A 25,244-nucleotide genomic window follows, 5' to 3' on the forward strand; every position below is an offset into this window, starting at 1 on the left:
ATGGCGACCGAGACACAGGAATCCGCAAAGCTTGCGCAGTTGGCGCATGAGAATCCAGATGAGATCGAAGTAGCAGCGGGACGTGAGCGGGAACAGCTTGAGGGTTGGATTCCTGCGCTAGCAAGCGACGCTGAGATCCGCGAGGCACTCGAGAAGGCTTTTGATTACCGGGGCGATATCACGATTACGAAAAAAGATGGCTCGCAGGTGGTGGGCTATCTCTTCGATCGTCGACGCGGTGAGTCTCTATCGGACTCGTTTGTTCGTCTGATTCCGTCGAATGAAAAGATACGGGTGAGCATCGCCTATTCGGAGATTGCGGCCATTGCGTTCAGCGGCCGCGATACGGCGGCAGGTAAGACCTTCGAAGCTTGGGTGAAGAAGTACTGGGAGAAGAAGGCCGCCGGCGAACGGAACATCCAGATCGAGCCAGAGAAGCTGGACTAAGACTGCTGTCGGGCGTAGAGTTTGCCGGGTAACAGTCAGGGCTCCAGAATTGTCTGCCAGTTGGCTGGAAAGAGCGAGAGTGCGCGTATTTATTACGGGAGCGACGGGCTTCGTCGGAGGCCATGTGGCCAGGAGTTATGCAGCAGAGGGTGCAAGCCTTCGGTTGCTGACTCGGCAAACTAGTCGACTGGACTCGCTTGCTGACATCGATGCGGAGATTGTGACTGGGGATCTGCGCGAGCCGGAGAAGCTGCGGTCTGCGTTAGTCGGTTGCGATGCATTGGTGCATGTGGCGGCTGATTATCGTTTATGGGTGCGGGATCCTGACCAGATGTATGCGTCCAATGTGACGGGCACGCGCGAGCTTTTGAAGCTGGCTTGTGAAGTTGGCGTTCGGCGCGTGGTGTATACCTCAAGCGTAGCTACGATGGGCTTTAAGACGGACGGCACGATTGTTGATGAAGAGTCGCCTGTCTCGTCGGGGGAGATGATTGGCCATTACAAGCGATCTAAGTTTCTTGGGGAGATGGAAGCGATTAAAGCCGCGAAGAGTGGTCAGCACGTGATGATCCTGAACCCGACAACGCCGATTGGACCGGGTGATTCGAAGCCTACACCGACCGGAAGGATCATCGTCGATTTTCTCAATAAGAATTTTCCGGCGTATGTGGATACGGGACTTAATCTGGTGGATGTTGCCGAGGTGGCGCGCATGCATGTGGTTGCGCTGGAACGCGGGGCGCCGGGAGAGCGGTACATTCTGGGCGGCGAGAATCTTACCCTCAAACAGATTCTGGATCGCATGTCTGCCATTACGGGACTTCCTTCTCCGACGATGAAAGTGCCGCATGCTGTTGCAATGGCGTTTGCCTTTTTTAATGAAAACTTTACGGGCAAGTTGAGAGGCAAAGAGCCGCGTGCGACCGTAGAGGCTGTGCGAATGGGAAAGAAGATGATGTTTGCTTCTTCGGCAAAGGCAGAGAGAGAACTGGGATTTCAGGTGGTGCCGATCTACAACGCGCTGAGAGCAGCGATCGAGTGGTTTGTCTCCCATGGTTATGCGCCTCCCCTTGATGGACAGGCGGCATGAAGGGAAACATTGCGATTGTTGCTGCGCTGGAAGGTGAACTGAAGCCATTCGTTCATGGACCGGGCGCTAGGAAATGGAAGCGAAGACAGTCAGGTGAAGGGTGTTCGGTATGGGAGTATCGCCATAAGGATGGGTGTTGGATAGCCGCGTGTGCGGGCATGGGCGAAGTGAGGGCCGCGTTAGCTTTTGCTGAGACTGAGAAGGTTGCTGCGATTGAGGCGGTTTGCTCCGTAGGGTGGGTAGGCGCGCTGGATGGGGCGATCAAAGCTGAGTCGGTTTCAAGTGCGTCTCTGGTGGTCGATACGAAGACGGGAGAACGGTTTCGGCCGGCGGATTCGCAAACCGATTGGCCCGTACTAGCAACTACGACCCGTGTGGCTGACAATCGTGAGAAGCAGCGGTTGGCGGCGAGTTATGGAGCCGGGCTGGTCGATATGGAGGCAGCGGCTATCGCCCGGATTGCGTTGGGGAAGGATATTCCATTCTATTGTTTCAAAGCCGTATCGGATGATGCCGAAGCGCGATTGCCAGATTTCAATCCTTTCGTTGCAGAGAGTGGGCGATTGAAGATGCTGCCGTTTCTCGCACATGTTGCGGTCCGGCCAAGCTCCTGGCCGGGTTTGATGAAGCTGGGAAGACATAGTTCTGCTGCGGCAAAGAATCTTGCTGAGGCGCTTTATGAATGGCTGGACCCGAGTGGTTCGGTACGCAGATCTAACGACGACTACACTGAGAAAAGATAGGTAAGGATCGGTCATGTCACAAATAGTTCCAGAGACGATGCGTGCTGCGGTTTATCGCGGCATAAATGATGTTCAAGTTGAAACGATTGCTGTGCCCGAGATCGGTGGGGGCGAGGTGTTGGTGAAGATCCACACCTGCGGAATCTGTGGGACGGATTTGAAGAAGATTCATACGGGGTCGCATGATGCGCCACGTGTGTTCGGACATGAGATGGCAGGGACAATTGTGCGGGTAGGCGCGGGGGTTGAGGGGTTCGCTGTTGGAGATCGGGTTATGGCGTACCACCATATTCCCTGTGGCGAATGCTACTACTGCCGGAAAAAGACGTTTGCTCAGTGTGAGGTTTATAAGAAGGTCGGTTGCACGGCGGGCTTTGCGCCTGCGGGGGGTGGGTTCGCCGAATACATTCGTGTGATGGATTGGATAGTGCAGCGAGGATTGGTAAAGATTCCGGATGATGTGCCGTTTGAACAGGCCGCGTTTCTGGAGCCAGTCAACACTTGTTATAAGGCGATTCAGCTGCTTGATTTGCAGGCGGATGAGACGGTGCTGGTAGTCGGGCAGGGTCCGATTGGAATTTTGCTGGCTGCATTGGCTCGGCGAACGGGAGCTACCGTGTTGACTAGTGATCTATATGCGGAGCGGCATGCGGTGGCGGCGAAGTTTGGGCTGGATCGGTCCATCGATGCTCGTGGCGACGTAGTTGCGGCGACGAAGGCGGCTACCGAAGGGCGTGGATCGGATGTGGCGCTGCTGGCAGTTGGCAGCGATGCGCTGATAAAAGTTGCCATGGATGCAATTCGACCAGGAGGCCGGGTGATGTTGTTTGCCTCGACACAGCATGGAGCGGCGCCGTTCGATCCTGCGGCCGTTTGTATGGACGAGAAGACGTTGATGGGGTCTTACAGCGCGTCAGTGGCGATCCAGGACGATGTGACGCGAATGGTGTTCGACGGCTATCGCAATGGGTTTGATCTGACTAAACTGATCTCGCACCGATTTTCGCTGGAAGATGCTGTTGCTGCGATTGATCTCGCTTCACATCCTCAGGCTGATTCAATGAAGATCGTGATTCAACCTAAGAGCTAGTCGCGGGTTCGCTTCTTGACCTCTACGTTGAGGCGCTTGATCTTCTGGTTGAGAGTAGAGAGTGGGATCTTGAAGTATTCGGCGGCTTCGGTCTGATTCCAGTGGCAGCGTTCGAGACGATCTGAGATGATGCGGCGCTCGATCTCCTCCATGAGGTCGAAGAGGCTGGCGTTGGGCTGGTGATCGAGAAGGCTGGCTGAGTAAGTGCTGCCGGTGAGTTGGGTGGGCAGCAGGTCCGGGCTAATAGTGCGGGAGGTGGAGAGAACAACACCGCGTTCCATGGCATTTTCGAGCTCGCGAACGTTGCCGGGCCATTCGTAGTCCATGATAATGCGCATCGCTTCGGGGGAGAGGGAGCGGATTTCAGTACCGTTTTCGTCTGCGTAAAACTTGAGGAAGTGGGCGGCGAGCAGAGGAATGTCTTCGCGGCGGGAGCGCAGAGGGGGGAGCTCGAGGCTGATGACATTGAGACGGTAGAAGAGGTCTTCGCGGAACCGGCCTGCGCGGACAGCATCGTGCAGATTGACGTTGGTTGCTGCGATGATGCGGACGTCGACCTGAATCTCCTGTACGCCGCCAAGGTGCATGAAGCGGCGGTCCTGCAGGACACGAAGTATCTTGGCCTGCATGTCCATCCCCATGGTGCCGATCTCGTCGAGGAAGAGCGTGCCTCCGTTGGCGACTTCGAAAAGGCCTTTTTTCGCTGTGACCGCAGAGGTAAAGGCGCCTTTGACGTGGCCAAAGAGGGTCGATTCGAGAAGTTCGGACGGCACGGCGCCCGTGTTGACCGGAACGAAGGGGCGATCTTTGCGCGGCGAGTTGGCATGGATCGCCTTCGCGATGAGCTCTTTCCCGGTGCCGCTTTCCCCCTGAATAAGGATAGTGGAGCGACTGGGGGAGACCTGGGCGATGAGATCGAAGAGGCGAAGCATCGGCTCGCTTTTGCCGACGATGTTTTCAAAGTTATAGCGCTGCTTGAGTGTGCGCTTGAGTTGAACGACTTCTTCTTCAGCGCGATGACGGGCTACTGCGGCCCGGATGTCTGCGAGGAGCTTTTCGTTGTCCCATGGCTTCTGTACAAAATTTTCTGCGCCGGCACGAATTGCATCGACCACGTTGCCTACCGTGCCGTAGGCCGTAATCATAATGACGGGAAGGTTAGGCTGCATCTCGACGATGCGGGGGAGGAGGTCGAGGCCGCTCTCTCCGGGGAGTGCGAGGTCGAGAAGAAGCAGATCGAACTCATTGCGTGAGAGAAGTTCGAGGCCGGAGGGGCCGTCGCTCGCTGCGCTGACGGTGAAGCCCTCCAGGGTGAGCAAGGTATCGAGCGATTCGCGGATGGCTGCTTCGTCATCGATGATGAGAATGCGCGGATCTCCAACGACTCGGGCGGTGCGTTGCAGGTGGAGGGTCTCGGCGGCGAGCTCTGTAGTCTCAGACATGCATCGCCTTTCTCTCTACAACCTCGGACTCGCTCTTTGGCGGTTCTGCCAATGAGGCGGGGCGCGTGCCGGAGGAGGGGAACTCCAACTGGAAGGCGGTGCCGATGCCGATTTCGCTTTCGACATGGATCTTGCCGGCATGTTCCTGCATGATGCCGTAGCTAACGGCGAGGCCGAGCCCGGTGCCTTTATGCTCGCCCTCCTGGGGCTTAGTCTTGGTGGTGAAGAAGGGATCGTAGATGCGGTGGAGGTGCTCCTTCTCGATGCCATTACCGGAGTCCTGAATGCGGACCATGACGCGACCTGCGCCGTTGAAGGTTGCTATCTTGAGCGTTGCATTGGTGGTTCCAAACATTGCGTCTTTTGCGTTCAACATGAGGTTCAGGATCACCTGTTGCAGCTTGCCCTGGTTGCCGTGGATGCGGGCGAGGTGTGGATCAAAGTTGGTTTCGACGCGAATCTGCGCGGTCTTGAACTGATGCTCGAGCAGGGTGACGGTGTCGCGGAGGAGTTCGTTGAGGTTGAGGCTGGCAAACTCTGCTCCGCTGGTGCGAGAGAAGTTGAGTAGACCGTTGACGATCTCGGAGGCGCGGAAGGTTTGCTGGGTAATCTTTTCGAGTACAGGGGCGAGTCGTTCATCATCGCGCATGTGCTTGCTGAGCATCTGTGTGTAGCTGGAGATGACAGCGAGCGGAGTGTTGACCTCATGAGCGACTCCTGCAGCGAGGAGGCCGATGGAGGAGAGCTTTTCAGCCTGGGTAAGCTGAGCCTCGAGTTGGATGCGGTCGGTGATGTCGTCAACCAGAATGATCCGGCCGACGGCGACGAAGTTTCGTGTGACCAGAGGGGCGATGGCGATGTTGGCGACGCGCACGTTCCCGTTGGGAAGTGTGAGGCGGAACTTATAAAGAGTGTGTGTGCCATGTTCGTCACGCACACTGTTGAAACGGGCAACGAAGTCCGACGGAAGGACGGCTGAGATGGGTTGTCGGAGGACTTCGGTGCGGGACTTCGAGTACATGCCCTCCATCTGGGTGTTCCAGCTTTCAATGCGGTCTTCGAGGTCGACGGCGAAGACACCGATGTTGATGGATTCGACGATGTTTTCGTGGAATTCCTTGAGGCTTTCAAACTCGGTTATCTTTTGTTCGAGGCGCCGATAGAGTTGAGCGTTCTGGATGGCAATACCAATGTAACCGGCGAGGGATTCGAGCAGCTCCATGTCTTCACTGGAGAGGAAGTCACCGTCGTCAGTGCGGCCCAGGCCGATGACGGCTACGGTGCGAGTGCCCGCGCCTTCGCGGTTGGCAACGCGGCAGGGGAGGTAGTAGTTGAGGTCGAGGCGGCCCGCGCTTTGACGCTGCGCTTCCGGAAGGCGAAGGACCTGCTGGGGATTCTCAAGGAAGATGTGGCTATTGGCACCGGGCCGATCGAAGTCTAGAAAACGAACATCGAGGCTATGGAGTTCGGCAGACTTGAGGTTGGTGAGGCCGTGAGAGGCGGCCAGATCGAAGTGCCTCTGTGTAAAGCTGCCTCCTTCGCTCTCGGAGGCGAGGAAGACAGCTACGCGAGTGACAAGCAGGGTCTGAGGTAGGCGCTCAACGATAGAGTCGAGCAGGGCGCGGAGATCGGTTTGGGCATTGATGCCGCGGCCAAACTCGACGAGTGTTTCGCGGTAGTCGAAGCGTTTTTGATCGAAGACTCGGTCCACCCGTGCCTGAATGGCGCGCTTGAGCGGATCGAAGACGATTCCTGCGATGATGATGGCCGCGAGCAGTCCCCATACGCCGAGATTGGAGAGTCGGGAGTGAACGATCTCACCGGTGAGCGCGATGATGCCGAAGTAAACTCCGACGAGCGAAGCGGTAGCAAGGGTATAAGTAACTCCTCGCTTGAAGATGAGGTCCACATCCATGAGTCGATAACGGACGATCGCCCAGCTGAAAGTGAGAGGAAGGACAACCAGAGAGAGACCGGCCAGCTTCGCTACCTGGCTATTGACGGACCAGTCGGCGAGGTAAGGAATGACGTAGAGCAGAGTGAACGGAGTGACGGCGATGAGAGTGCCGCGGGTGAGCCACTTGAGTTGCTGACGCTCCAAAGCAGACTCGGCCCAACGATATCGGTAGCGGAAGACAATAGCGGCGATGACGTAGTAGAGGGCGAGGTATCCGAGAGCGATTTGATCGAGTCGATGGAGAAGGACCTCAGTTGCAGACCAGAAGCGAATGGCCGTGTACTGGAGACCGATAAGCAAGACCCCGGGGAGGTAGAGCAGCATACACCCGATGCTCCGGGCCAGCCGTTTGCGTTGGTCTGAGGCGAAGTTGTCGGAGAAGCTGACCGCAAAGTGCAGGAAAAGGGCCGGCTGGAGTGCCTGCGCGGCCATGTTCCCCCAATAGATGAACCAGTCGAAGGTACCCGGTTCGCCCGTCGATCGGAAGCTGTAGAGAACGAAGGAAGCAAGGCAGAAGACGTAGAAGTGGACGGACTTGGGGGCGGTCCAGCGCCGGAACAGAACGTAGATGCCAATGCACAGGTAAACGAGGGCGATGAAGCGAAGACCTTGGTTGATGGAGCGGTCTTTGGGTTCGAGAATAACTTGGATGTCAAGCTTAGTGGCGCCATGGAGATCGATGGATTGGGGAACTGGACGAAGGATCGCGTAAGTCGCGTGTGCCCAGATGCCGCTGCGGAACATCTCCCGCGTGAGCGAGGCGACGCGGGGAGTAGGTTGTTCGTTGACGTTGACGAGGATATCCCCCGCACGAATGCCGGCGCGGTGACCAGGAGAGAGGGCTGGAACTCGCTCAGCCCGGAGACCGGTGGCGGCCTCGACCCACCAGATTCCGTCGGTTGGGACGTCGAAGCCGCTCTCCCGATCGAAGTTCAGGGCCGCAAGAACGCAGGCAGCAACCGTAGCGACTGCGAGTACGACAGCCAGAATCCGGGTTTGAGAGGCGTTATTCATCAAGTAAACCGACGATATGGAAGATGGTCAGCACATCGAGGACCAAATCAAATTAGGCCTCGATGCACAGTAGGGAGGCATTTACTGTCTTTGCGCCTACAGAAAATCATAACCTATTCCGTAATAATCGAGATGTCTCCAGAACTACGCTGTAAACAAGAGATTGTTCAATTGAACTGGGCTGTGAATAAGGAATTCCTTCCAAATTGAAGCAACTCGTGAAATATGTATTTTTTACGAGTGATGCGGCTTCGCAAGTATTAACACTCCTGTAATATCAAAGGTTATGCGAAGGTGAATACCTCGCGCCTAGATGAGGCCGTAGACAATGACACAAAAAAAGACCGATCAGATTACTGAAGGTTTCGTTGTAGTTGGCGGGGTCAAGGTCCACTATCAGCGCGCGGGTTCAGGGCGGCCTCTTCTGCTGCTTCACGGTCTGGTGGGGTCGGCTAGAAACTGGCGCCTGAACATCGACTTTCTGTCTCAAGATTCCGAGGTTTACGCGATCGATTTGTTTAATATGGGTGAGTCGGAGCGGGTTCCGGGGCTGGACGCGGGACTTGAAGCGACCGCGGACCGGTTGGCTGCCTATATGGACGCGTTGGGACTGGATGAAGCTGATATAGCCGCCCATTCACACGGTGGAGCAGTGGCCATGATGTTTGCGGCTCGACATCCTGATCGAGTGCGCAGACTCATCTTGTTTGCTCCAGCAAACCCGTTCTGCGACCTGGGGTACCAGTTGATCCGGTTCTATCAGACAAGGTTTGGGATGTGGTTCGCGAAGCAGATCCCTTCTTTCCCGAGGATGTTGAAAGCTACCGCGCTCAGCAGAATGTATGGTGACCCTTCTCGGGTTACGGTCGGAGCTCTGGAGGGGTATATCGAAGGGTTGCATATTCCAGGCACGATGGATCACGTCTTGCAGATCGTGCAGCGTTGGTTCGAGGACATGGGGTTGCTACGCTCTGCCCTTGAACAGCTGGTGGCCAAGCCTACGCTGTTGATATGGGGAGATCGCGACAGAGCGGTTGGTCTACGTTCTGCGCAAGAGCTGCAGCGGATGCTTCCGCAGTCGAGCCTCATGGTGCTTCCGGGAGTGGGACACATCGCTTTTGAAGAGATGCCAGAGGTCTGCAATGTGGCGATGCGGGACTGGCTGTCGAAGCCTTTGCCATCCGAAGCCCGGGTAGCCGTGGGCCGTCATCCGGAGCCGTTCGGAGACCGTTTAGCCGAACGAGGCGTGGCCTAACTCTTTAGGTCAGGCTGTATACGCTTCGCAACCAGAGACGAATCTCCTGCTGCATGAGGTCCAGCTTCGGGTTGGGTGACTCAGTCGTTCCCTGAAAGAAATGACCTGCGTTTGCGATCCAGACCAGACGCTTTGGTTCGGGTGCTCTTTCGAAGATGCCTTCGAGGATGTCGCGTGGGCCGTATTGGTCGTGATCCCCGCTGATGAATAACTTCGGCTGCGTGCACTCGGGCAAAAATTTATAAGTGTAGTCGCGGCCTTCTGCGCGAACTGGAACGCCGAGGCCGATGACACCCTTGACCCGTGGATCTCCGCAACAGGCGCGCAGACCTACGTTGGAGCCGAATGAGAATCCGGCGAACAGGATTGGGCGGTTGAGGTTGTGCTGGATCCAGTCTAGAGCTGCGCGAACATCATCCTGTTCACCGTAGCCGTCGTCGTGAGCGCCCTCGCTAAGGCCTACTCCACGGAAGTTGAAACGAAGCACGGGAAGGCCAAAGGAAGAGAAGGCCTTCATGGCGTGGTAGACGACTTTGTTGTGCATCGTGCCGCCGCCGGCTGGGTGTGGATGGCAGACCAAGGCGGCGTAAGGGGCCGAGTCGTGACCGGTATTGAGGAGGGCCTCGAGGCGGCCGGCGGGGCCGCGAAGGTCGTCGATCGATCGTATCTGGGAGGTAGTGGTTTGCGTCATCTTCTTCAGTTTATCGGGTGCGGGCGTTATCCGTTGTTTATGAACGATGTCGTATGCTGGAGGACATGGCGATTGACCCGGTTGAACTTACTAAGAAGCTCGTAGACATTGAATCCACTACGTATCACGAGGGCCTCGCCGGTGCCTTTCTCTACGAATATCTTGGAGCACAGCGTTACGAGGTTAAGCGGACGGAGGTCGAACAACCGGATGTCGCGAACACGCCGGGAGCAGGCAGCGGAGAGCGCTTCAATGTGTACGCAGCCATGCACGGCGTCACTCCGGATGTAGTGCTGTCTACGCACATGGATACCGTCCCTCCGTTCTTCGGCTGCACAGAGGATGATGAGTTTTTGTATGGCCGAGGAACCTGCGATGCGAAGGGAATTATCGCGGCGCAAGTGGCGGCAGCGGATCGGTTGCGTGATGGAGGTATCAAGGTTGGACTTCTGTTCGTGGTGGGGGAAGAACGAGACTCGGCAGGAGCTGCCGTTGCGAACCTATCTCCGAAGGGGTCACGCTTTTTGATCAATGGGGAGCCGACCGACAATCGGCTGGCCCTGGCGTCCAAGGGTGCGTTGCGGGTTGAACTACGAGCCAAGGGTCGTATGGCTCATTCTGCTTATCCCGAGTTGGGAGAGTCGGCGATCGACAAACTGATCGAGGCGCTCCATGATGTTCTGGCAATGCCGCTCCCAGTCGAGCCGGAGATCGGCCCGTCCACTCTAAACATCGGATTGATTGATGGCGGGCGCGCTCCGAATGTGATTGCGGATAAAGCAGAGGCGCATATTCTGGTGCGGCTTGTGGGGCCGTCGGATGAAGTCAGAAGATCGATTGTAGCGGCGGTAGGCGATCGGGCGGATGTTGAGTTCAGTCTTGATCTGCCGTTCGTAAGAATGAGGAGGGTGGGGAGTCTGCCGACAATGATCGCAAAGTTTACGACCGATATTCCTAAGCTGACGGCGTGGGGTGAGCCGTTCCTGTTGGGCCCGGGCTCGATTCATGTGGCACATACACCGCAGGAGAAGATCTCGAAGCGAGAGCTGCTCGAAGCAGTCGATCATTATGTGGAACTCGCCACTAGTCTTGTTCAGAACGGATAGCCTGAGGCAAGATGCAGTCACTTCGAAAGGTTTTGGCCATCGTACTGGTGGTGGCTTTAGTCGTAATAATCGCCGCCGCCTTTGTGTATCGGAATATACCGAATCACAATACTAAACTTACTCACTTTGATACTTTGATCGTTCTGGGAAATCCTGCCGAGGCTGATGGAACACCTTCACCTGAGCAGCGGGAACGAACTCTGGAAGGGGTTCGTGAGTATAAGGCGGGCGTTGCTCCTCATCTGATCTTTACCGGCGGTGCTGCGCACAATCGGTTTGTCGAGGCAGACGTAATGAAGGCTTTGGCGGTTGCGCAGGGCGTACCGGCCAGTGACATCACGGTAGAAGACCGGGCGCAGAACACGATTCAGAATATCTACTATAGTGAGCACATCATGGAGGCTCATCATTGGAAGAGTGCGGAGGTCATCAGTTCGCCAAGCCACCTCCCTCGTGCTGGACTGATCCTTGCGCACAACTCCTTTGCGTGGCGGACCTCTGCGGCCCCGTGGCCTGCGGAGTACTCGACGCTGCAGAAGATGTTGCGTTTTGCGGTCGAGGCGGAATATTGCCTGAGACTACGGATATTTGGCTTTCCATCTTCGCGCTTTCTGCCGCAGCAAGCGTAAGCCCTGCTTTGCGGGCTATTGTCAGCCAGAGATGATGTGGAAGGGAAGGTTGTCTGGGTTGTCTTCGGCGAATACTGCGGTTTCGTCTGGATTGGCAGGATTGTAGCGAATGTTTACCAGCGGGTTGCCGGTGGCTTTTGACTCTGCCTCGCGATGGGTGAGGGCGACGCTGTGAAGGTAGCCTCCGTAGTACTCGCCATTGAGTTTGAAATGGAAGCCAGCTTCGATTTGATGCGGTGCCCCTGTGGTAGCAATCTCCTCGTCGGCGTTCAGGACCTGCCAATGGTTGATCTCCGCCTCAGTGTGTGGCCAATTGGCGGCAAGACGCAGCTTTTTGTCGCGGTTTCGGCGGCGAATCCGGCGGCTAATTGCTTCGATGAAGAAGATGCTGGCCATTGGTTATGGATTCTGATGCGGCAATTTGGGACCGCGTTTTCCTACGGGGCGTAGGGTTCTAAACTAGAAGAATGGCAGCAGAGTTTACCCACCTTCATCTTCATACTGATTACTCCCTTCTCGATGGCGCGTGTGATGTAGATAAGCTAGCCGGGCATTTGAGCAAAATTGGCCAGACCGCGGCTGCGATGACCGACCATGGAAATATCTATGGCGCTGTGCACTTCTTTGACGCTATGCAGAAGAAGGGAATCAAGCCGATTCTTGGGTGCGAACTCTATATCTGCAAAAACGACGATCATCGCGCTGCACCTGAAGGCGACAAGTATAACCACTTGCTTGTGCTTGCGGAAAACCAGGAAGGCTATCGCAATCTGGTTCGACTGACGAGCGAGGCGGCACTCCATGGGTTCTATCGGAAGCCGCGGGTGTCGAAAGATTTTCTTGCTCGGCACTCCGAGGGGCTGATCGGTTTCTCTGGCTGTCTTGCGGGTGAAGTGAATCAATTCCTGATGGATGACAAGTACGATGAGGCGAAACGTACGGCCGGTTTCTATCAGGATCTTTTTGGGAAGGGGAATTACTTTCTCGAGATTCAGGATCACGGACTCGCGCCGGACAAGGCAGTTTGCGATGCGTTGTTCAAGATGGAACGGGAACTTGATATTCCGCTAATCGCGACCAACGACAGCCACTACGTTGCTGCCGATGATTCACGTGCACATGAAATTCTGCTCTGCGTGCAGACCGCGGGCAGCATGAACGACCCGAAGCGCTTCAAGTTCGACACGCAGGAGTTTTACATCAAAAGCGCGGAGGAGATGCTGCGCACCTTCTCACAAAATCCAGAGGTTTGCACGCGGACGATGCAGTTTATCGAGCGCTGCAATGTGAAGATGGTGAAGGTCGATAATCCGTTTCCTGATTTTGTGGTGCCCGAAGGTGAGACCCTGGACAGTTACTTTGATCAGGTGTGCCGGAAGGGTTTGGAGATGCGGCTTGAAACGGCAGTGGCGCATCTTCGTGACCGGGGCCACCTGAAGAAGACGATTCCTGAGTACCATGCGCGATTGGATCGCGAGCTGAACATCATCAAACAGATGAAGTTTCCTGGCTATTTCATGATTGTTTGGGACTTTATCAGATATGCGCGCGAGCAGAATATTCCTGTAGGGCCTGGCCGTGGATCGGCTGCGGGCTCGCTAGTTGCTTACGTGATGCAGATTACGGATATCGACCCACTACAGAACGAACTTCTTTTTGAGCGTTTTTTGAATCCAGAACGCGTGTCGATGCCGGATATCGATATCGACTTCTGTATGAACCGGCGCGGCGAAGTGATTGAGTACGTCAATCGAAAGTACGGACGTGATCAGGTTGCCCAGATCATCACGTTTAATACGATGGCGGCGAAGGCGGCGATCAAGGACGTTGGACGGGCCTTGGATATGCCGTATGGCGAAGTCGACCGGATTGCGAAGATGATTCCGCCTACGATCGGCATCACGATTGATCAGGCTCTGAAGGATTCGCCTTCGCTGGCGGGCGCGTATGAAGGCGATCCGAAGATTAAAGAGTTGATCGATGCGGCGCTGCGACTGGAAGGGCTGGTGCGTGGTGCTGGCGTCCATGCTGCGGGTGTCGTGATTGCGCCGAAGCCACTGACGGAACTGGTTCCGGTGACGCGGGCAAAGAACGACGATATCGTTACAGCGTATGACATGAAGGCCGTCGAGAAGATGGGACTTCTCAAGATGGACTTCCTCGGGTTGACGACGTTGACGGTCATCGACGATGCGCTGAAGCTGATCAAATCGACGACCGGCAAGGATGTCGACATGTCGACAGTGCCGCTTGACGATGTGACGACCTATGAACAGATCTATCACCGCGCGCTGACCTCGGGGGTGTTTCAGTTTGAGTCGGGCGGGATGCGCGATGTGCTGCGGCGCTATAAGCCGAACACTGTGGAGGACCTGACGGCGTTGAATGCGCTCTATCGTCCCGGGCCTATTCAAGGTGGCATGATCGATGACTTCATCGAACGCAAGTGGGGACGTCGAGCGGTGAGCTACGAGTTGCCTGAGCTTGAGATGATTCTGCGCGAGACTCTGGGAGTGATCGTGTATCAGGAGCAGGTCATGCAGATCTCGAATGTGCTGGCGGGTTACTCGCTCGGCGATTCGGACCTGCTGCGGCGTGCTATGGGCAAGAAAGATCCTGCGGAGATGGCAAAGCAGCGCGACCGGTTTATGAGCGGCGCGGCAGCGAATAGGCATCCGAAGGATACCGCCGGGAAGATCTTCGACCTAATGGCGCAGTTTGCCGGATATGGATTCAATAAATCGCACTCAGCAGCTTACGCACTGCTGGCGTACCACACCGCCTGGTTGAAGACGCATTACCCGGTGGAGTTTATGGCGGCGCTGCTGACGAGCGAAACGTCGAAGCCAGAGAATGTCGTGAAGTACATCTCGGAGTGCCGCGAGATGAACATCTCCGTGGTCCCGCCAAATGTGCAGGTTTCGGACGCTAACTTTACGCCGATCAATGGGGCGATTGGGTTTGGGTTGGCAGCGATCAAGAACGTGGGGCATAACGCCATTGAGTCGATCATTGTGGCTCGCACTGCGCTGCGGGCAGCAGGGAAGAAGGGTTTCTCGAGCCTGTGGGAGTTCTGCGAGAAGGTGGATCTGCGGTTGCTGAATAAACGGGTGCTCGAGTCACTGATTAAAGCCGGCGCGATGGATGCGTTCGGGGGGCGGGCTACACTGTGCGCTGCTCTCGATAAGGCGATGGAGCGGGCACAGAAGTCGCAGAGAGATGAGGCGGCTGGTCAGCATGGACTGTTTGGAATCTTCGATGCTGACCTGCATCCGTCTTCCTCGAATAACGGGGAAGACGCGCTGCCAAGCGTGGCGGAGTGGGATGAACATACTCGCTTGCAGAATGAAAAAGAGGTCCTGGGATTCTTTGTCTCGGGACACCCGATGGACAAATACCGCGAGAAGTTGCGGAACATGAAGGTGGTCGATACAGCGACGGCTTGCGAGATGAAGCCTGAGCCGCAGGTGTTTCGCCGTGGACGTAGTGAGGAACCACAGAACGAGATCTCTATCGCGGGAGTCATTACGGGCCTGAAGGTGGCAAAGTCCAAGCGCTCTGGTGAGATGTATGCACAGGCTTCCCTTGAGGATACGGTCGGGAAGATCGAGTTAATCGCATTTCCTCAGGCTTATGAGAAATTGGCCGAGAAATTGAAGATCGATGTGCCGGTGGTGATCCGGGGCGTGCTACGCGGGGAAGAGGATTCCGCACCGAAGCTTGCGATTTCGAGCATTCAGGCGCTGGAGGACGTAAAGATCAAGTTGCCGGATTCGCTGCGGATCAAAGTGCCACTGCACAATCCGGACGCGGCGCTGCTGGAAAAGCTGCATGCGATCCTGATTGGTGCTCCAGGAAAAGGGAAGCTTCTGCTTGATCTTGAAGAGCCAGGGGAGTTTTGCGCGGTGCTCGAGCCTCACAACTGCCTGGTCGCCGCAGATCGACTTTTTATCGATCAGGTGGAGGAACTAGTTGGCCGCGGAGGGGTTCGCATCATCGACTAGCTGGCAATGCCATACAATCGTTATAGAAATCAGCGAAGCATACCTAGACAATGGCAGAACACGAGACCGGAAGAACAGCGCATTCCCAGGCAGTATCCGCACCAACTCCCGAAGCGTGGATAAAGACGGAGCTGGCACGGCACCCCCAGCGCCCCTACCCGATGGACTTCATTGCGGCATTGTTTACCGACTTCAGCGAGATTCACGGCGACCGCGCCTTTGGCGACGACGCTGCGATGAGCTGTGGCATGGCGCGGTTTCACGGCGAACCGGTGATGGTGATCGGGAACCTGAAGGGGCGCACCCTGAAAGAGCGGGTCGCACGAAAGTTTGGCAGTCCCGACCCTGAGGGATACCGCAAGGCTCTGCGTGCGATGAAGATTGCGGAGAAGTTTGGCCGTCCCGTCTTTACTTTTATGGACCTTGCGGGGGCCTATCCTGGAATTGGCGCAGAGGAGCGTGGACAAGCCGAAGCAATCGCACGAAATCTGTTGGAGATGTCCAGGCTGCGGGTTCCGACGATTGCGACCATTACCGGAGAAGGAGGGTCTGGCGGAGCTCTGGCGCTAGCTGTTGCCGATCGAGTTCTGATGCTCGAGAACGCGATTTATTCGGTAATCTCACCGGAGGCCTGTGCGTCGATCATGTGGAAGGACGCAAGCAAGAAGCAGCAGGCTGCAGCGGCTTTGAAATATACGGCCGGCGACGTCAAACTTCTTGGCTGTGTAGATGAAGTACTGCCGGAGCCCTGGGGTGGGACCCAGAACGATCCCGAAGCTGCGATGGTACTAGTCGACGAAAGACTGCGGGACCATCTTGCCACTCTTCGGGGTCTGCCGCTCGATACGCTATTGGAGCAGCGCTACACCAAGTTTCGTAATATAGCGCAGTTTTACACCACCGCTTAGCGGTGTACGACCGTTTCTGGAGTAGCCATCGTTGCAAGCCATCAATTCGACATATCCAGGCCGCTCTGAGCGCACCTTGCAGCTGGCACTCTTCGTAACATCTGCGACCTGGTTTCTCGCCTCGGATGTGCTGGCAGGGCGTGCAGCGCGTGGCATTTCGGGGCGGCTCAACATCGACGCCGGGCGGCCATTGCTTGAAGCGTTTTTTCTTATCTTTTTGCTGTCGGTCGGGTTCTCGATCCTACAGGCGATTGCACATCGAAACTCGAAGCTCCGCGACGTTCTTGGTCTGCCGAAGCGAGCGACGTCGCTGCGAGAGTGGATTCTTGGGGTTGCTTTGGGTTGGGGCTGTGTAGTGTTGGCCGTTCTTCCAATGGCCTTGATGGGAAAGTTGGATGTCGAGCTGTGGGCGCAACCGCGAGCGGTATGGCTACTGGCTTTGAATCTTGGAACCGTCGCGATCGTAGCTCTGGCTGAGGAGATCGCATTTCGGGGTTACCCTTTCCGTCGCTTGATTGAAGCGGTTGGACCGGTCGCGGCGACCATTGGGATGTCGCTTCTGTTTGGGCTGGGGCACGCTCTGAATCCTGGCGCGACCTGGACAAGTGTTTTCGTGACGATGTTCGCTGGTCTGCTTCTCTCAGTAGCGTGGCTGCGGACACACGGGCTATGGCTTCCCTGGGGGCTGCACTTTGCCTGGAATGCGAGCATTGGGATATTGTTTGGCCTTCCAATCAGCGGAATCAATGACTTCGCAAGTGTGGTGCAAACGCGGGCCGTTGGCCCTCTTTGGCTGACTGGTGGCGGTTACGGACCCGAAGGCGCGGGATTCACCGCGATTGTGCTATTGGTCGGAGTTGTGGTCCTGGTACGCATCACACGCGACTACGCATGGGATTACACGCATAAGCCGATTGTTGCGCGTGGATATGCATTGGAGGTTCAGCCACCTGCGGCTCATGTGGCGATGGAGCAACAGACGCCGTCGGCCGCTGCAACTTCGTTGGTCCAGATTCTGCCGGTAACGTCGCAGACTCGTTCGGCTGGGGATGAGCCGAAACTTTAGCCAACGCCGATAAGTCGCCATTGTTTTCATTCCGGGACACTTTTGCCGATTTCAAGTGGTCTGGTCGAAATTTCGTGAAGCAGCTCTTGTCAAAAGGGGAAGAGAAGGCGCAAGCTGTTGTTATCTGAGGTGCTTCAATGGCACTCTTTCAACACAGATCGGCCCTCCTCATAGGTCTCCTAGCGTTGTCGTTGAAGGCGGCTCGTAGTCAGGTCTTTGTGGTCGGTGAGGGTACGGCGACTGCAGACATCTCCACGGATTTTTCACCCACGCATGTATCGCTTCCAGATACCGTGATGACCGAGCGTGGACGCCGGGAATTGGTTAGAAATCTCGAGGCAGAACAGGGATTTGCTCATCGCGCATTGCCTGTGAGCGCGGCCGTGACCCTTCGCGCGAATGGACCGATTAGCCCTGGCGGCGCCGACTACAGGAAGCTGATCTACCAGAAGGGTGAGGCTGCGGCACTAGGCGACCGCGTCATCATTACTTCGTTGGAGATCAAACCGGACCGGATTGTGCTGGATCTTAACGGCGGACCATATGCGAAACACCGCTTTCTGAGCCATGTTCAGATCAATGACGCTCCGGTCACGCAGACGAACGGCCAGGCGGCTACCGGCTCGCGAATTACGCTGATCTTCGAAGGACATGTTCCGGAGATCTCCGCGCCTGAGGTAAAAGCGCTGTTGGAACCGGTAATCGATTTTGGAGTGAAGACCTCGGAGCAGGCCTATGCGGATACGCTTCCACCCGTATTGAAGGAAGCCATCGCTGCGCATGAAATTTTGGTGGGAATGAACCATAGAATGGTGTTGGCGGCGTTGGGCGCTCCCGAAAACAAAGTGCGTGAACAGCCGAGCGGCGATCCCAACGGGGCCCGATATGAAGAGTGGATCTATGGGCACGTTCCACAGACGATCCGATTTGTGCGGTTTGTAGGAGATCGCGTGACCGTTGTCGAAATTGCAGCATTGGGTAGGCCGGTCGAGATTCATGACAAGGACGAGATGGGTGGGTACAACTCGCCGGATGCGACGCGTGAAGTTGCTATGGGCGACAAGGCTGCCGGTGGTGCGGAGAAGACGAGCGCGCCACCCACGCTGCTGAAACCCGGTGAGGCCGCGTCGACTGGAAGCTCCAATAATAAAGTGCAGTTCCCTGATGACAAAAAGGGGGGCTCGACACCGCCGGCTTCCTCCAGTCAGCCGCCTTCGAATAATCTTGCATTGGCTCAGCGCCCACTCTAGAGCCTCCGTCGTGTAGACTTGTGAGAGAGCTTTAATCGCAGTTCTTCTCCTCCGATTCCCGCCGCGGTTCGTCCCGGACAATCTTTACGAGAAGTACCGGATGATGAGATTTTGCTTGCCCGTTACGGGGGAGCCAATTGAAACCTCCGACGCGTGAGCCGAGATATTCGTAACGTTCGTATTAGGGAGATCATGCATTATGGCGAAGATTGCCAAGACCGGCGACCGTAAGAAGGTCATGGATACTAACAAGAGCACGGATTGCCCGAAGTGCTCCAAACCAACTCGCATCGTGAAGCGCGTGAAGGACCGTGAACGCGGTACTCCGGGCGGGGTGTATATCTCCTGCTCGGCATGCGATTTCTTCGAGAAACTTTAAGCGAGCGATTCAGTAGAGCTGTATACGACAAAGAGCCCCACGTGGGCTCTTTGTCGTGTCTGGAGCTTTATTTTGTGTTCTTTTCGGGTTAGGTTAAAAATTCGTGATGAGCTGTGCACCAAAGTTGTACCGAGAATTTACTCTCCAAGACTTGACGATCGCTGCTTGCGACGGGCAGACTCGACGCTGGAAAGTAGGAACCCCGTTTTATGATGACCAGCTCGCCTGCACTTACCTCCTCTGCCTTTGCGCCTCTCCCCCATTTCAATCGTCCAACATTTCTGATGTGTCCGCCTGAGTTTTATGACGTGAACTACGTCATAAACCCGTGGATGGCGGGGAATCTGCACCAGCCTTCACGCGATACCGCGTTTATGCAGTGGAAGAATCTGTACCGGCAGCTGCAGCGAGTCGCAGATGTTCGGCTTTTGCATGCGCGGGAAGGGTCGCCGGATATGGTGTTTGTGGCGCATGCGGCTGTGGTGCAGCACGGGGTTGCGGCAGTGTCGAGCTTTGCTCATCCACAGCGGCAGACTGAAGAGCCGCATCTGCGGAAGTGGTTGCAGGACGCGGGTTTTCTGCTGTGGGATACGCCGCGGGAGACCTGCTTCGAAGGGGAAGGCGATGCACTTTTTGACGCCAATGGCGGCCATCTGTGGGCTGCGCATGGGGTTAGGACCTGCCGGCATAGCCATAAGCATGTGGCTGATGCGTGGCATACTCGTGTGACTTCGCTGCACCTTGTAGATCCGCGGTTTTATCATCTGGATTTGTGCTTTGCTCCGCTGGCTGGAGGGTATTTGTTGTACTTTCCGGGGGCATTCGACGCGGCCTCGCTGGAGAAGATCGAAGCGGCGTACGAGGCGGATAAAAGGATTGCTCTCAGTGAGTTAGAGGCTACTCAGTTTGGCTGCAATGTGATCAACGTCGGGCGAGATATTTTGATGGGTTTGGTGGAGACGGATCTGGCTAAGCGGTTGATGGAGCGTGGCTTCGATGTGACAGAGATGCCGCTGAGCGAGTTTCAGCAGGGCGGTGGGTCAGCGAAGTCGCTGGCGCTGCGGTTGAGTGATTCAGAGCTGGCTTTGGGGGCGGTTGAGGTGAAGTCGGCTACCTAAATTTTGGTTTTCGACTAAGATTTTTTTCCAGCGTGGTGAGACGGCGTTTTTGCTGGTGGTTTTCAGCAAAACGCGTATTTCGGCGTGGTGTTTTGGTGGTGAAGTTGTGGTGGTTTGTGTGGCTGACGTGGTGTTTTGACAGCGCATTTTATGTCGACTAAAAATACGCCAACTTTTTCAACTATTTTCTCTGTGATGCTTCGGCCTGAGCTATCTCGTCGAGAATGTTCTCGGCGACTGCGCCCGGGTCTGCGGCTTGCGTAATGGGGCGGCCTACGACCAGCATCGAGGCTCCCTGAGCGATGGCCTGGGTTGGGGTAGCTATGCGTTTCTGGTCGCCGATGTCGGCCCCTGTAGGGCGGATTCCGGGGATTACCAGGAGGGCGTCGGAACCGGTGGCTGCGCGGACTGATGCGACTTCTTCCGCGGAGCAGACGAAGCCGTCGATGCCGGATTGTCTGGCCAGCTTTGCGAGGCGCAGAACCTGGTCGGCGGGGGAGGCAGTGATGCCTGTGCCTGCGAGTTGGGCGGCGTCCATGCTGGTGAGGACCGTGACAGCAAGGAGGCGTGGGGAGCCGGGGGCCTTGGCGGCTTCGGCGGCGGCAGTCATCATGGCTGCGCCTCCGCTGGCGTGGATCGTCAGGAGGCTTGCTCCGGCTTTTGTAGCAGACCGGACTGCACCGGCGACGGTGTTGGGGATGTCGTGGAGTTTTAGATCAAGGAAGACGTCGAAGCCGCGATCTCTTAGTTGGCGGATCATGTCGTTGCCTGCTGCGTAGTAGAGCTCCATCCCAACTTTGAACCATTGGCAGGTTTGGCCGAGGGAGTCGACTAGTTTCATGGCTTGATAGGCGTCAGGGTAGTCGAGAGCCACGGCGAGTCGGTTCTTCGGATCGGACATGTAGATTAGTTTAACTTTTCTTGCTGTTTGATGGGTGAGGAAAGTAGGGTGGTGATAGGCCCCGCGTCGCTGATTGAGCGCGTGGGTTTGATTGGAGTAGACGTTCGCGCTTGTTGCGAGGGCAGCATCTCGGAGATCAGCTTTGAGGCTGCGAAACCGGTCCAAGCTTTGCTCGAATGCCCACTCATGCGATGAGACCGCATGAATTTGGCACCCGGCTTCTTGCCCGCGTCTGAATCGGGATAGAGCATTCGGCAGTCGATTATCACCCGGTAAGCGCAGAGAAAACAGATCTGGTGCGAGGTTTACTGACTCGACGATGGCGAGCTTGTTGCGGCCGCCAGCTTTGGAAGGTTCACCTCGAGCATGTCATCGCGAACTTCGAGTGCCGTTATCTCTTCGACTCCTGCCGGGTCAACCTTGTAAGCTACGAGCGCTGGCAGACCCTCCAAATGAAAGCAGGTGGTGTAGTGATCTTCACCGACCCAGAGGGTGTCGGAGAATCCGCTTTCATGTGGCCCTGAGGCCACCAGTTTCAGGGGTGTTGCGTTGGATGTTGTGGGCTGCAGAGTCAGGCTCAGCCCAGTCTTGTCGCACGAGGAACTTACAATGGTGCCGCGTACAACTGTCGAGTCCGCGTGAAGCGCTAATATGAGTGCAGGTCCTTCTCCGCGGGTGTCCGGTGGAAGCATATTCCAGAGATCGACTGCTTCATCGTGATCTGAGCCGTACCAGCGCGTAGCAACCATCCGGGCGTATCCTTCCGCGACCTTCGGCTGGTGACCCTGCAGCAGAATGTAGCCGGTCAGCAAGTGGTATCCCGCCCGCCATGGCTCAAGTTTTTCCGCTTCCAGCGCACTCTGGTACGCCTTGTTCATCTCTCCCAGACGCCATTCAATGAGGGCCAGCTCCACGAGCACTGGCGCGAACTTTGGCGCCTTCTCTTTGATCGCTTCAAGAGAGGTCCGGGTCTGTATTAGTTGTGGTGCGTTTTGCTTTTTGAGCGGAGTTCCAGACATCAGCAGGGCGAAGGCGGCTCGGTAACTTGACGGATCAGCGGAGACAGCCTTCTGCCATTCTGCCCGAGCTTCTTCATCTTTTCCCTCACGCCACGCGAGGAAACCGAGTTCCTCATGAGGCCCTGCGAGGGTAGGGTCGGCCGACTCCGCCGCCTGAAGCAGTATTTTGCCTGCAGCGTGATCGTGTGCCCCAATGTCGAATGAGCCCAGTTCGTAGTTTGCTTCGGCTGCGGTCAAGACTTTTGCAGGAAAAGACTTTGCATCCAGTCCCTGAACAGGCGGAAACACGCCTGCGTTCATGGCGAATCTTGAAAGGTAGTTGGAAAGCTGCTTCTCAAAGGTCTTTGAATCGCCAAAGACCTGCTGAAAGGCCTGCACCTGCGGTGTCCCTGCCTCCAGCGCCGCCATGAATTTGTTGAGTTTCGCTCCACCGCCCATATCTGGCCCGAAGGTCATGTAGTGCACTATGGCCCAGGCTTCGCCGTAAAAAAGATCCTCGCGACGCTCGTCCTTGGCGAAGCTCCGGGAGTTCGCCGTCATCATCTCTGACATAGGGAGAGGCGGGTCACTCTGCAGGTGCCTCAACCGGATCGAAGGCGCACCGACGTAGATGCGGTCGCCCTGAAAACGCGTGTAGGCGTAGAACTCCGCGAGGCCCTCATCCAACCATCTGGGGAGCCAATGCACATTTGCATGGAGAACGCTGTGCGCGTATTCGTGGAAGACTATGGCCTGGTTGAGATCGCCGAAGGTATCCAGCCGCACCAAGGCATACTGCCGCTCCCAACCTCGGAAGAACTCTCCTGCCACTCGGTCACGCTGCTTCCAAAATATGGGCGCTAGAGCATGCAGGCCCGGCTCACGCACGGCAACGACGAGCAGAGGAGCCCCGGTCTCAAGAGCAGCATTCGGGAAGCGGAGTGCAAAGACGGAGCGCATCTGCTCAAATTCTTTAGCGACGTCTCTCCCATCCCGCTCCGAGCCGTCCGTCACTACGCGGAAGTGCGGGCTCTGAACCTCGCGCCAGGTCTGGGCCGAAGTGCTGGGAGTTTGCAACAACGCAAGGCAGACAATAAGAAACGCCAAGGGCAGGCGGAAAACAAGTCGTTCAGGCATGACAGTCATTGTGGGGACGGGCTGGGTGTCCGTCAAGGAATAAGTTCGGTCCACGTTTAGAGCGAGGTTGCTTTGAGAGAAGAGCATGGGGCGATGGATTTTCGTTTTGGAGGAGGTTTGGCGATAATAGAGGTCTATGTCGAAACGTGAATTTCAAACTGAAGTTAGTCAGCTGCTGCAACTGATCATCCACTCGCTTTACTCCCATCCTGAGATTTTTCTTCGTGAACTGGTGTCGAACTCGTCGGACGCGCTGGATAAGCTGCGTCATTTGACGCTTACCGAGGACGCGTACAAGGCGCTGCCGTTCAACCCGCGTATTGATCTTGAGCTTGATGAGGAGAAGAAGACTCTGACGATCAGCGATACGGGGATCGGGATGAATGAGGAGGATTTGACTTCGAACCTGGGCACGATTGCGCGATCAGGGACGAAGAACTTTTTGTCTCAGCTGTCTGGCGATGCGAAGAAAGATTCGAACTTGATCGGTCAGTTTGGGGTTGGGTTCTACAGCGTGTTTATGGTTGCGGACAAGGTTGAAGTGGTCTCTCGCAAAGCTGGGGAGGAACAGGCCTGGCGCTGGGTGAGCGATGGCAAGTCTGGGTTTGATATCGAACCTGCAGAGCGGTCGGTTGCCGGAACTACGGTGGTGATTCACTTCAATGAGGAAGGGAATCAGTACGCAAATAGCTGGAGGTTGCAGGAGATCGTTAAGAAGTACTCCAACCACATTGCGTTTCCGATCTTTCTGACTTACGACAAGAGCGAGTGGAACGAAGCGGAGAAGAAGTCGGATAAAGTTCGCACTACGGAGCAGGTGAATGCTGCGAGTGCGCTGTGGCGTCGTCCTAAGAGCGAGTTGACGGATGAAGATTATAAGGAGCTTTACAAGTCTGTTTCGGGGGGATGGGATGATCCTCTGTTCTGGTTTCATACCAAGGCCGAGGGGAGTCTCGAGTACACGACGCTGTTTTACATTCCGGCGAAGGCTCCGCTGGATCTGTACCACGCGGAATATAAAGTCGGCGTGAAGCTGTATGTGAAGCGTGTCTTCATCATGGATGATGCGAAGGAGCTGCTGCCGCAATATCTGCGGTTTGTGCGTGGAATTATCGATAGCGAAGATCTTCCTCTGAACGTGAGCCGCGAGATTCTGCAGCAGAATAAGGTGCTGACGAGCATTCGAACGGCGAGCGTGAAGAAGATTCTTTCTGAGTTGAAGAACGTTGCTGCGAATCAGCCGGAGAAGTACCTTGAGTTTATTGCGGAGTATAACCGTCCCTTGAAAGAAGGGATTTATGGGGATTTTGCGAATCGCGAGGCGTTGATGGACCTAGTTCGGTTTAAGTCGACGAAGGTGGAAGGGTTGACCAGTCTTGCCGACGTGAAGTCGCGGATGAAGGAAGACCAGAAGAGTATTTACTACATCACGGGTGGAGCGGAGTCGCTGCTGCGGACCTCGCCTTTGCTTGAGATTTATAAGAAGAAGGATGTTGAGGTTCTCATTCTCGATGATGATTTCGATGAGGTGATCTTCTCTGGTGTTGAGAAGTATGGAGAGATCGATCTGAAGGCTGTAAATAAGTCTTCAACGAGCGAGGATTTGAAGAGCGAAGAGGAGCCTGGGAAGGCCGAGGATCTGAAACCTTTGTTGGAGATGTTGAAGAAGACGCTGGGCGATCGCGTGAAGGATGTGCGGGCATCGGTGCGGCTTGCGGATAGTCCTTCGTGTATCGTCTCCGACGAAGAGGAGCCATCGTTGAAGATGCAGCAGATGATGAGGGCGATGGGGCAGAAGGATATTCCTGCGCTGAAGCCTACGCTTGAGATTAATCCGGATCACGAGATTGTGAAGAAGCTGCTTGCGCGGTCGGATGATGCGGTGGCGCAGGATGCGGCGTGGTTGCTGTTTGATCAGGCTCTGCTGATGGAGGGAGTTGCAATTCCTGATCCTGCGGCGTTTGTTCAACGGCTCAATCGTGTGTTGAATCTTTCGGTTTAGGTTCGGATGGCGGTTGT

Annotated in this window: 20 protein-coding genes; 14 read left to right on the forward strand and 6 right to left on the reverse strand. The window is 55.9% G+C overall.

Annotated elements, in window-relative coordinates:
• The 4 genes from HDF14_RS13605 (at position 1) to HDF14_RS13620 (ending at position 3,370) form a co-directional block, all read left to right on the forward strand.
• The gene (locus HDF14_RS13605; RefSeq protein ID WP_183977605.1) at positions 1-447 is read left to right on the forward strand and encodes a hypothetical protein; all 447 of its coding nucleotides are present in this window, start codon (positions 1-3) and stop codon (positions 445-447) included.
• 79 nt (positions 448-526) lie between these two features.
• A complete protein-coding gene (hpnA, locus tag HDF14_RS13610; RefSeq protein WP_183977607.1) occupies positions 527-1,537 on the forward strand; it encodes a hopanoid-associated sugar epimerase in 1,011 nt (336 codons plus the stop codon).
• Entirely contained in the window at positions 1,534-2,280 is a 747-nt protein-coding gene (locus HDF14_RS13615) for a phosphorylase (protein WP_183977609.1), read from the forward strand. Before hpnA ends, HDF14_RS13615 begins: the two co-directional genes overlap by 4 nt.
• A 13-nt stretch (positions 2,281-2,293) precedes the next feature.
• Positions 2,294-3,370: a zinc-dependent dehydrogenase gene (locus HDF14_RS13620; protein ID WP_183977611.1), complete on the forward strand. Its 1,077-nt coding sequence runs from the start codon at positions 2,294-2,296 to the stop codon at positions 3,368-3,370.
• On the opposite strand, the gene HDF14_RS13625 is transcribed toward HDF14_RS13620, so the two are convergent.
• Positions 3,367-4,812, reverse strand: coding sequence for a sigma-54-dependent transcriptional regulator (locus HDF14_RS13625; RefSeq protein ID WP_260698266.1), 1,446 nt, complete (start codon positions 4,810-4,812; stop codon positions 3,367-3,369). The two genes, HDF14_RS13620 and HDF14_RS13625, sit on opposite strands and share 4 nt — an antisense overlap.
• Positions 4,805-7,783, reverse strand: coding sequence for a GAF domain-containing sensor histidine kinase (locus HDF14_RS13630; RefSeq protein ID WP_183977613.1), 2,979 nt, complete (start codon positions 7,781-7,783; stop codon positions 4,805-4,807). The genes HDF14_RS13625 and HDF14_RS13630 overlap by 8 nt, the downstream gene beginning before the upstream one ends.
• Before the next feature lie 328 nt (positions 7,784-8,111).
• On the opposite strand from HDF14_RS13630, the gene HDF14_RS13635 reads away from it, so the two are divergent.
• Positions 8,112-9,038, forward strand: a complete 927-nt coding sequence (locus HDF14_RS13635; RefSeq protein WP_183977615.1) for an alpha/beta fold hydrolase — start codon at positions 8,112-8,114, stop codon at positions 9,036-9,038.
• A 4-nt stretch (positions 9,039-9,042) separates the two neighbouring features.
• On the opposite strand, the gene HDF14_RS13640 is transcribed toward HDF14_RS13635, so the two are convergent.
• On the reverse strand, positions 9,043-9,729 hold the full coding sequence (locus HDF14_RS13640) for an alpha/beta hydrolase (protein WP_183977617.1): 687 nt from the start codon (positions 9,727-9,729) through the stop codon (positions 9,043-9,045).
• Positions 9,730-9,794: 65 nt separating this feature from the next.
• On the opposite strand from HDF14_RS13640, the gene HDF14_RS13645 reads away from it, so the two are divergent.
• Together HDF14_RS13645 and HDF14_RS13650 are read left to right on the forward strand one after the other, a co-directional pair.
• A complete protein-coding gene (locus HDF14_RS13645; protein ID WP_183977619.1) occupies positions 9,795-10,835 on the forward strand; it encodes a M20/M25/M40 family metallo-hydrolase in 1,041 nt (346 codons plus the stop codon).
• Between the two features lie 11 nt (positions 10,836-10,846).
• The gene (locus HDF14_RS13650) at positions 10,847-11,464 is read left to right on the forward strand and encodes a YdcF family protein (RefSeq protein WP_183977621.1); all 618 of its coding nucleotides are present in this window, start codon (positions 10,847-10,849) and stop codon (positions 11,462-11,464) included.
• A 21-nt stretch (positions 11,465-11,485) separates the two neighbouring features.
• On the opposite strand, the gene HDF14_RS13655 is transcribed toward HDF14_RS13650, so the two are convergent.
• The gene (locus HDF14_RS13655; RefSeq protein ID WP_183977622.1) at positions 11,486-11,860 is read right to left on the reverse strand and encodes a DUF3592 domain-containing protein; all 375 of its coding nucleotides are present in this window, start codon (positions 11,858-11,860) and stop codon (positions 11,486-11,488) included.
• 71 nt (positions 11,861-11,931) lie between these two features.
• Here HDF14_RS13655 and dnaE point away from each other — a divergent pair, with 71 nt between their 5' ends.
• The 6 genes from dnaE to HDF14_RS13685 all read left to right on the forward strand — a co-directional run bounded on the left by dnaE (position 11,932) and on the right by HDF14_RS13685 (position 20,189).
• Positions 11,932-15,468 carry a DNA polymerase III subunit alpha gene (dnaE, locus tag HDF14_RS13660; RefSeq protein ID WP_183977624.1) on the forward strand — a complete coding sequence of 1,179 codons (3,537 nt, stop codon included), beginning with the start codon at positions 11,932-11,934 and terminating at the stop codon, positions 15,466-15,468.
• Between the two features lie 50 nt (positions 15,469-15,518).
• Entirely contained in the window at positions 15,519-16,376 is an 858-nt protein-coding gene (locus HDF14_RS13665; RefSeq protein ID WP_183977626.1) for an acetyl-CoA carboxylase carboxyltransferase subunit alpha, read from the forward strand.
• 31 nt (positions 16,377-16,407) lie between these two features.
• Entirely contained in the window at positions 16,408-17,442 is a 1,035-nt protein-coding gene (locus HDF14_RS13670; protein ID WP_183977628.1) for a CPBP family intramembrane glutamic endopeptidase, read from the forward strand.
• A gap of 137 nt (positions 17,443-17,579) precedes the next feature.
• Positions 17,580-18,692 (forward strand): hypothetical protein, encoded by a 1,113-nt coding sequence (locus tag HDF14_RS13675; protein WP_183977630.1) that lies wholly within the window; start codon positions 17,580-17,582, stop codon positions 18,690-18,692.
• Between the two features lie 199 nt (positions 18,693-18,891).
• On the forward strand, positions 18,892-19,071 hold the full coding sequence (locus HDF14_RS13680; RefSeq protein ID WP_020713649.1) for a hypothetical protein: 180 nt from the start codon (positions 18,892-18,894) through the stop codon (positions 19,069-19,071).
• A gap of 209 nt (positions 19,072-19,280) precedes the next feature.
• Positions 19,281-20,189, forward strand: a complete 909-nt coding sequence (locus tag HDF14_RS13685; RefSeq protein WP_260698267.1) for a dimethylarginine dimethylaminohydrolase family protein — start codon at positions 19,281-19,283, stop codon at positions 20,187-20,189.
• 181 nt (positions 20,190-20,370) lie between these two features.
• On the opposite strand, the gene pyrF is transcribed toward HDF14_RS13685, so the two are convergent.
• Both pyrF and HDF14_RS13695 read right to left on the reverse strand, forming a co-directional pair.
• The gene (gene pyrF, locus HDF14_RS13690) at positions 20,371-21,255 is read right to left on the reverse strand and encodes an orotidine-5'-phosphate decarboxylase (RefSeq protein WP_313899571.1); all 885 of its coding nucleotides are present in this window, start codon (positions 21,253-21,255) and stop codon (positions 20,371-20,373) included.
• A gap of 140 nt (positions 21,256-21,395) precedes the next feature.
• The gene (locus tag HDF14_RS13695) at positions 21,396-23,312 is read right to left on the reverse strand and encodes a DUF1570 domain-containing protein (RefSeq protein WP_183977631.1); all 1,917 of its coding nucleotides are present in this window, start codon (positions 23,310-23,312) and stop codon (positions 21,396-21,398) included.
• Between the two features lie 49 nt (positions 23,313-23,361).
• Between HDF14_RS13695 and htpG the strand changes: the two genes are divergently transcribed.
• The gene (gene htpG, locus HDF14_RS13700) at positions 23,362-25,227 is read left to right on the forward strand and encodes a molecular chaperone HtpG (RefSeq protein WP_183977632.1); all 1,866 of its coding nucleotides are present in this window, start codon (positions 23,362-23,364) and stop codon (positions 25,225-25,227) included.
• The last annotated feature ends 17 nt before the right edge of the window (positions 25,228-25,244 follow it).

It is taken from the genome of Tunturiibacter gelidiferens, assembly GCF_014201335.1.
Classification (GTDB): Bacteria; Acidobacteriota; Terriglobia; order Terriglobales; family Acidobacteriaceae; genus Edaphobacter; species Edaphobacter lichenicola_E.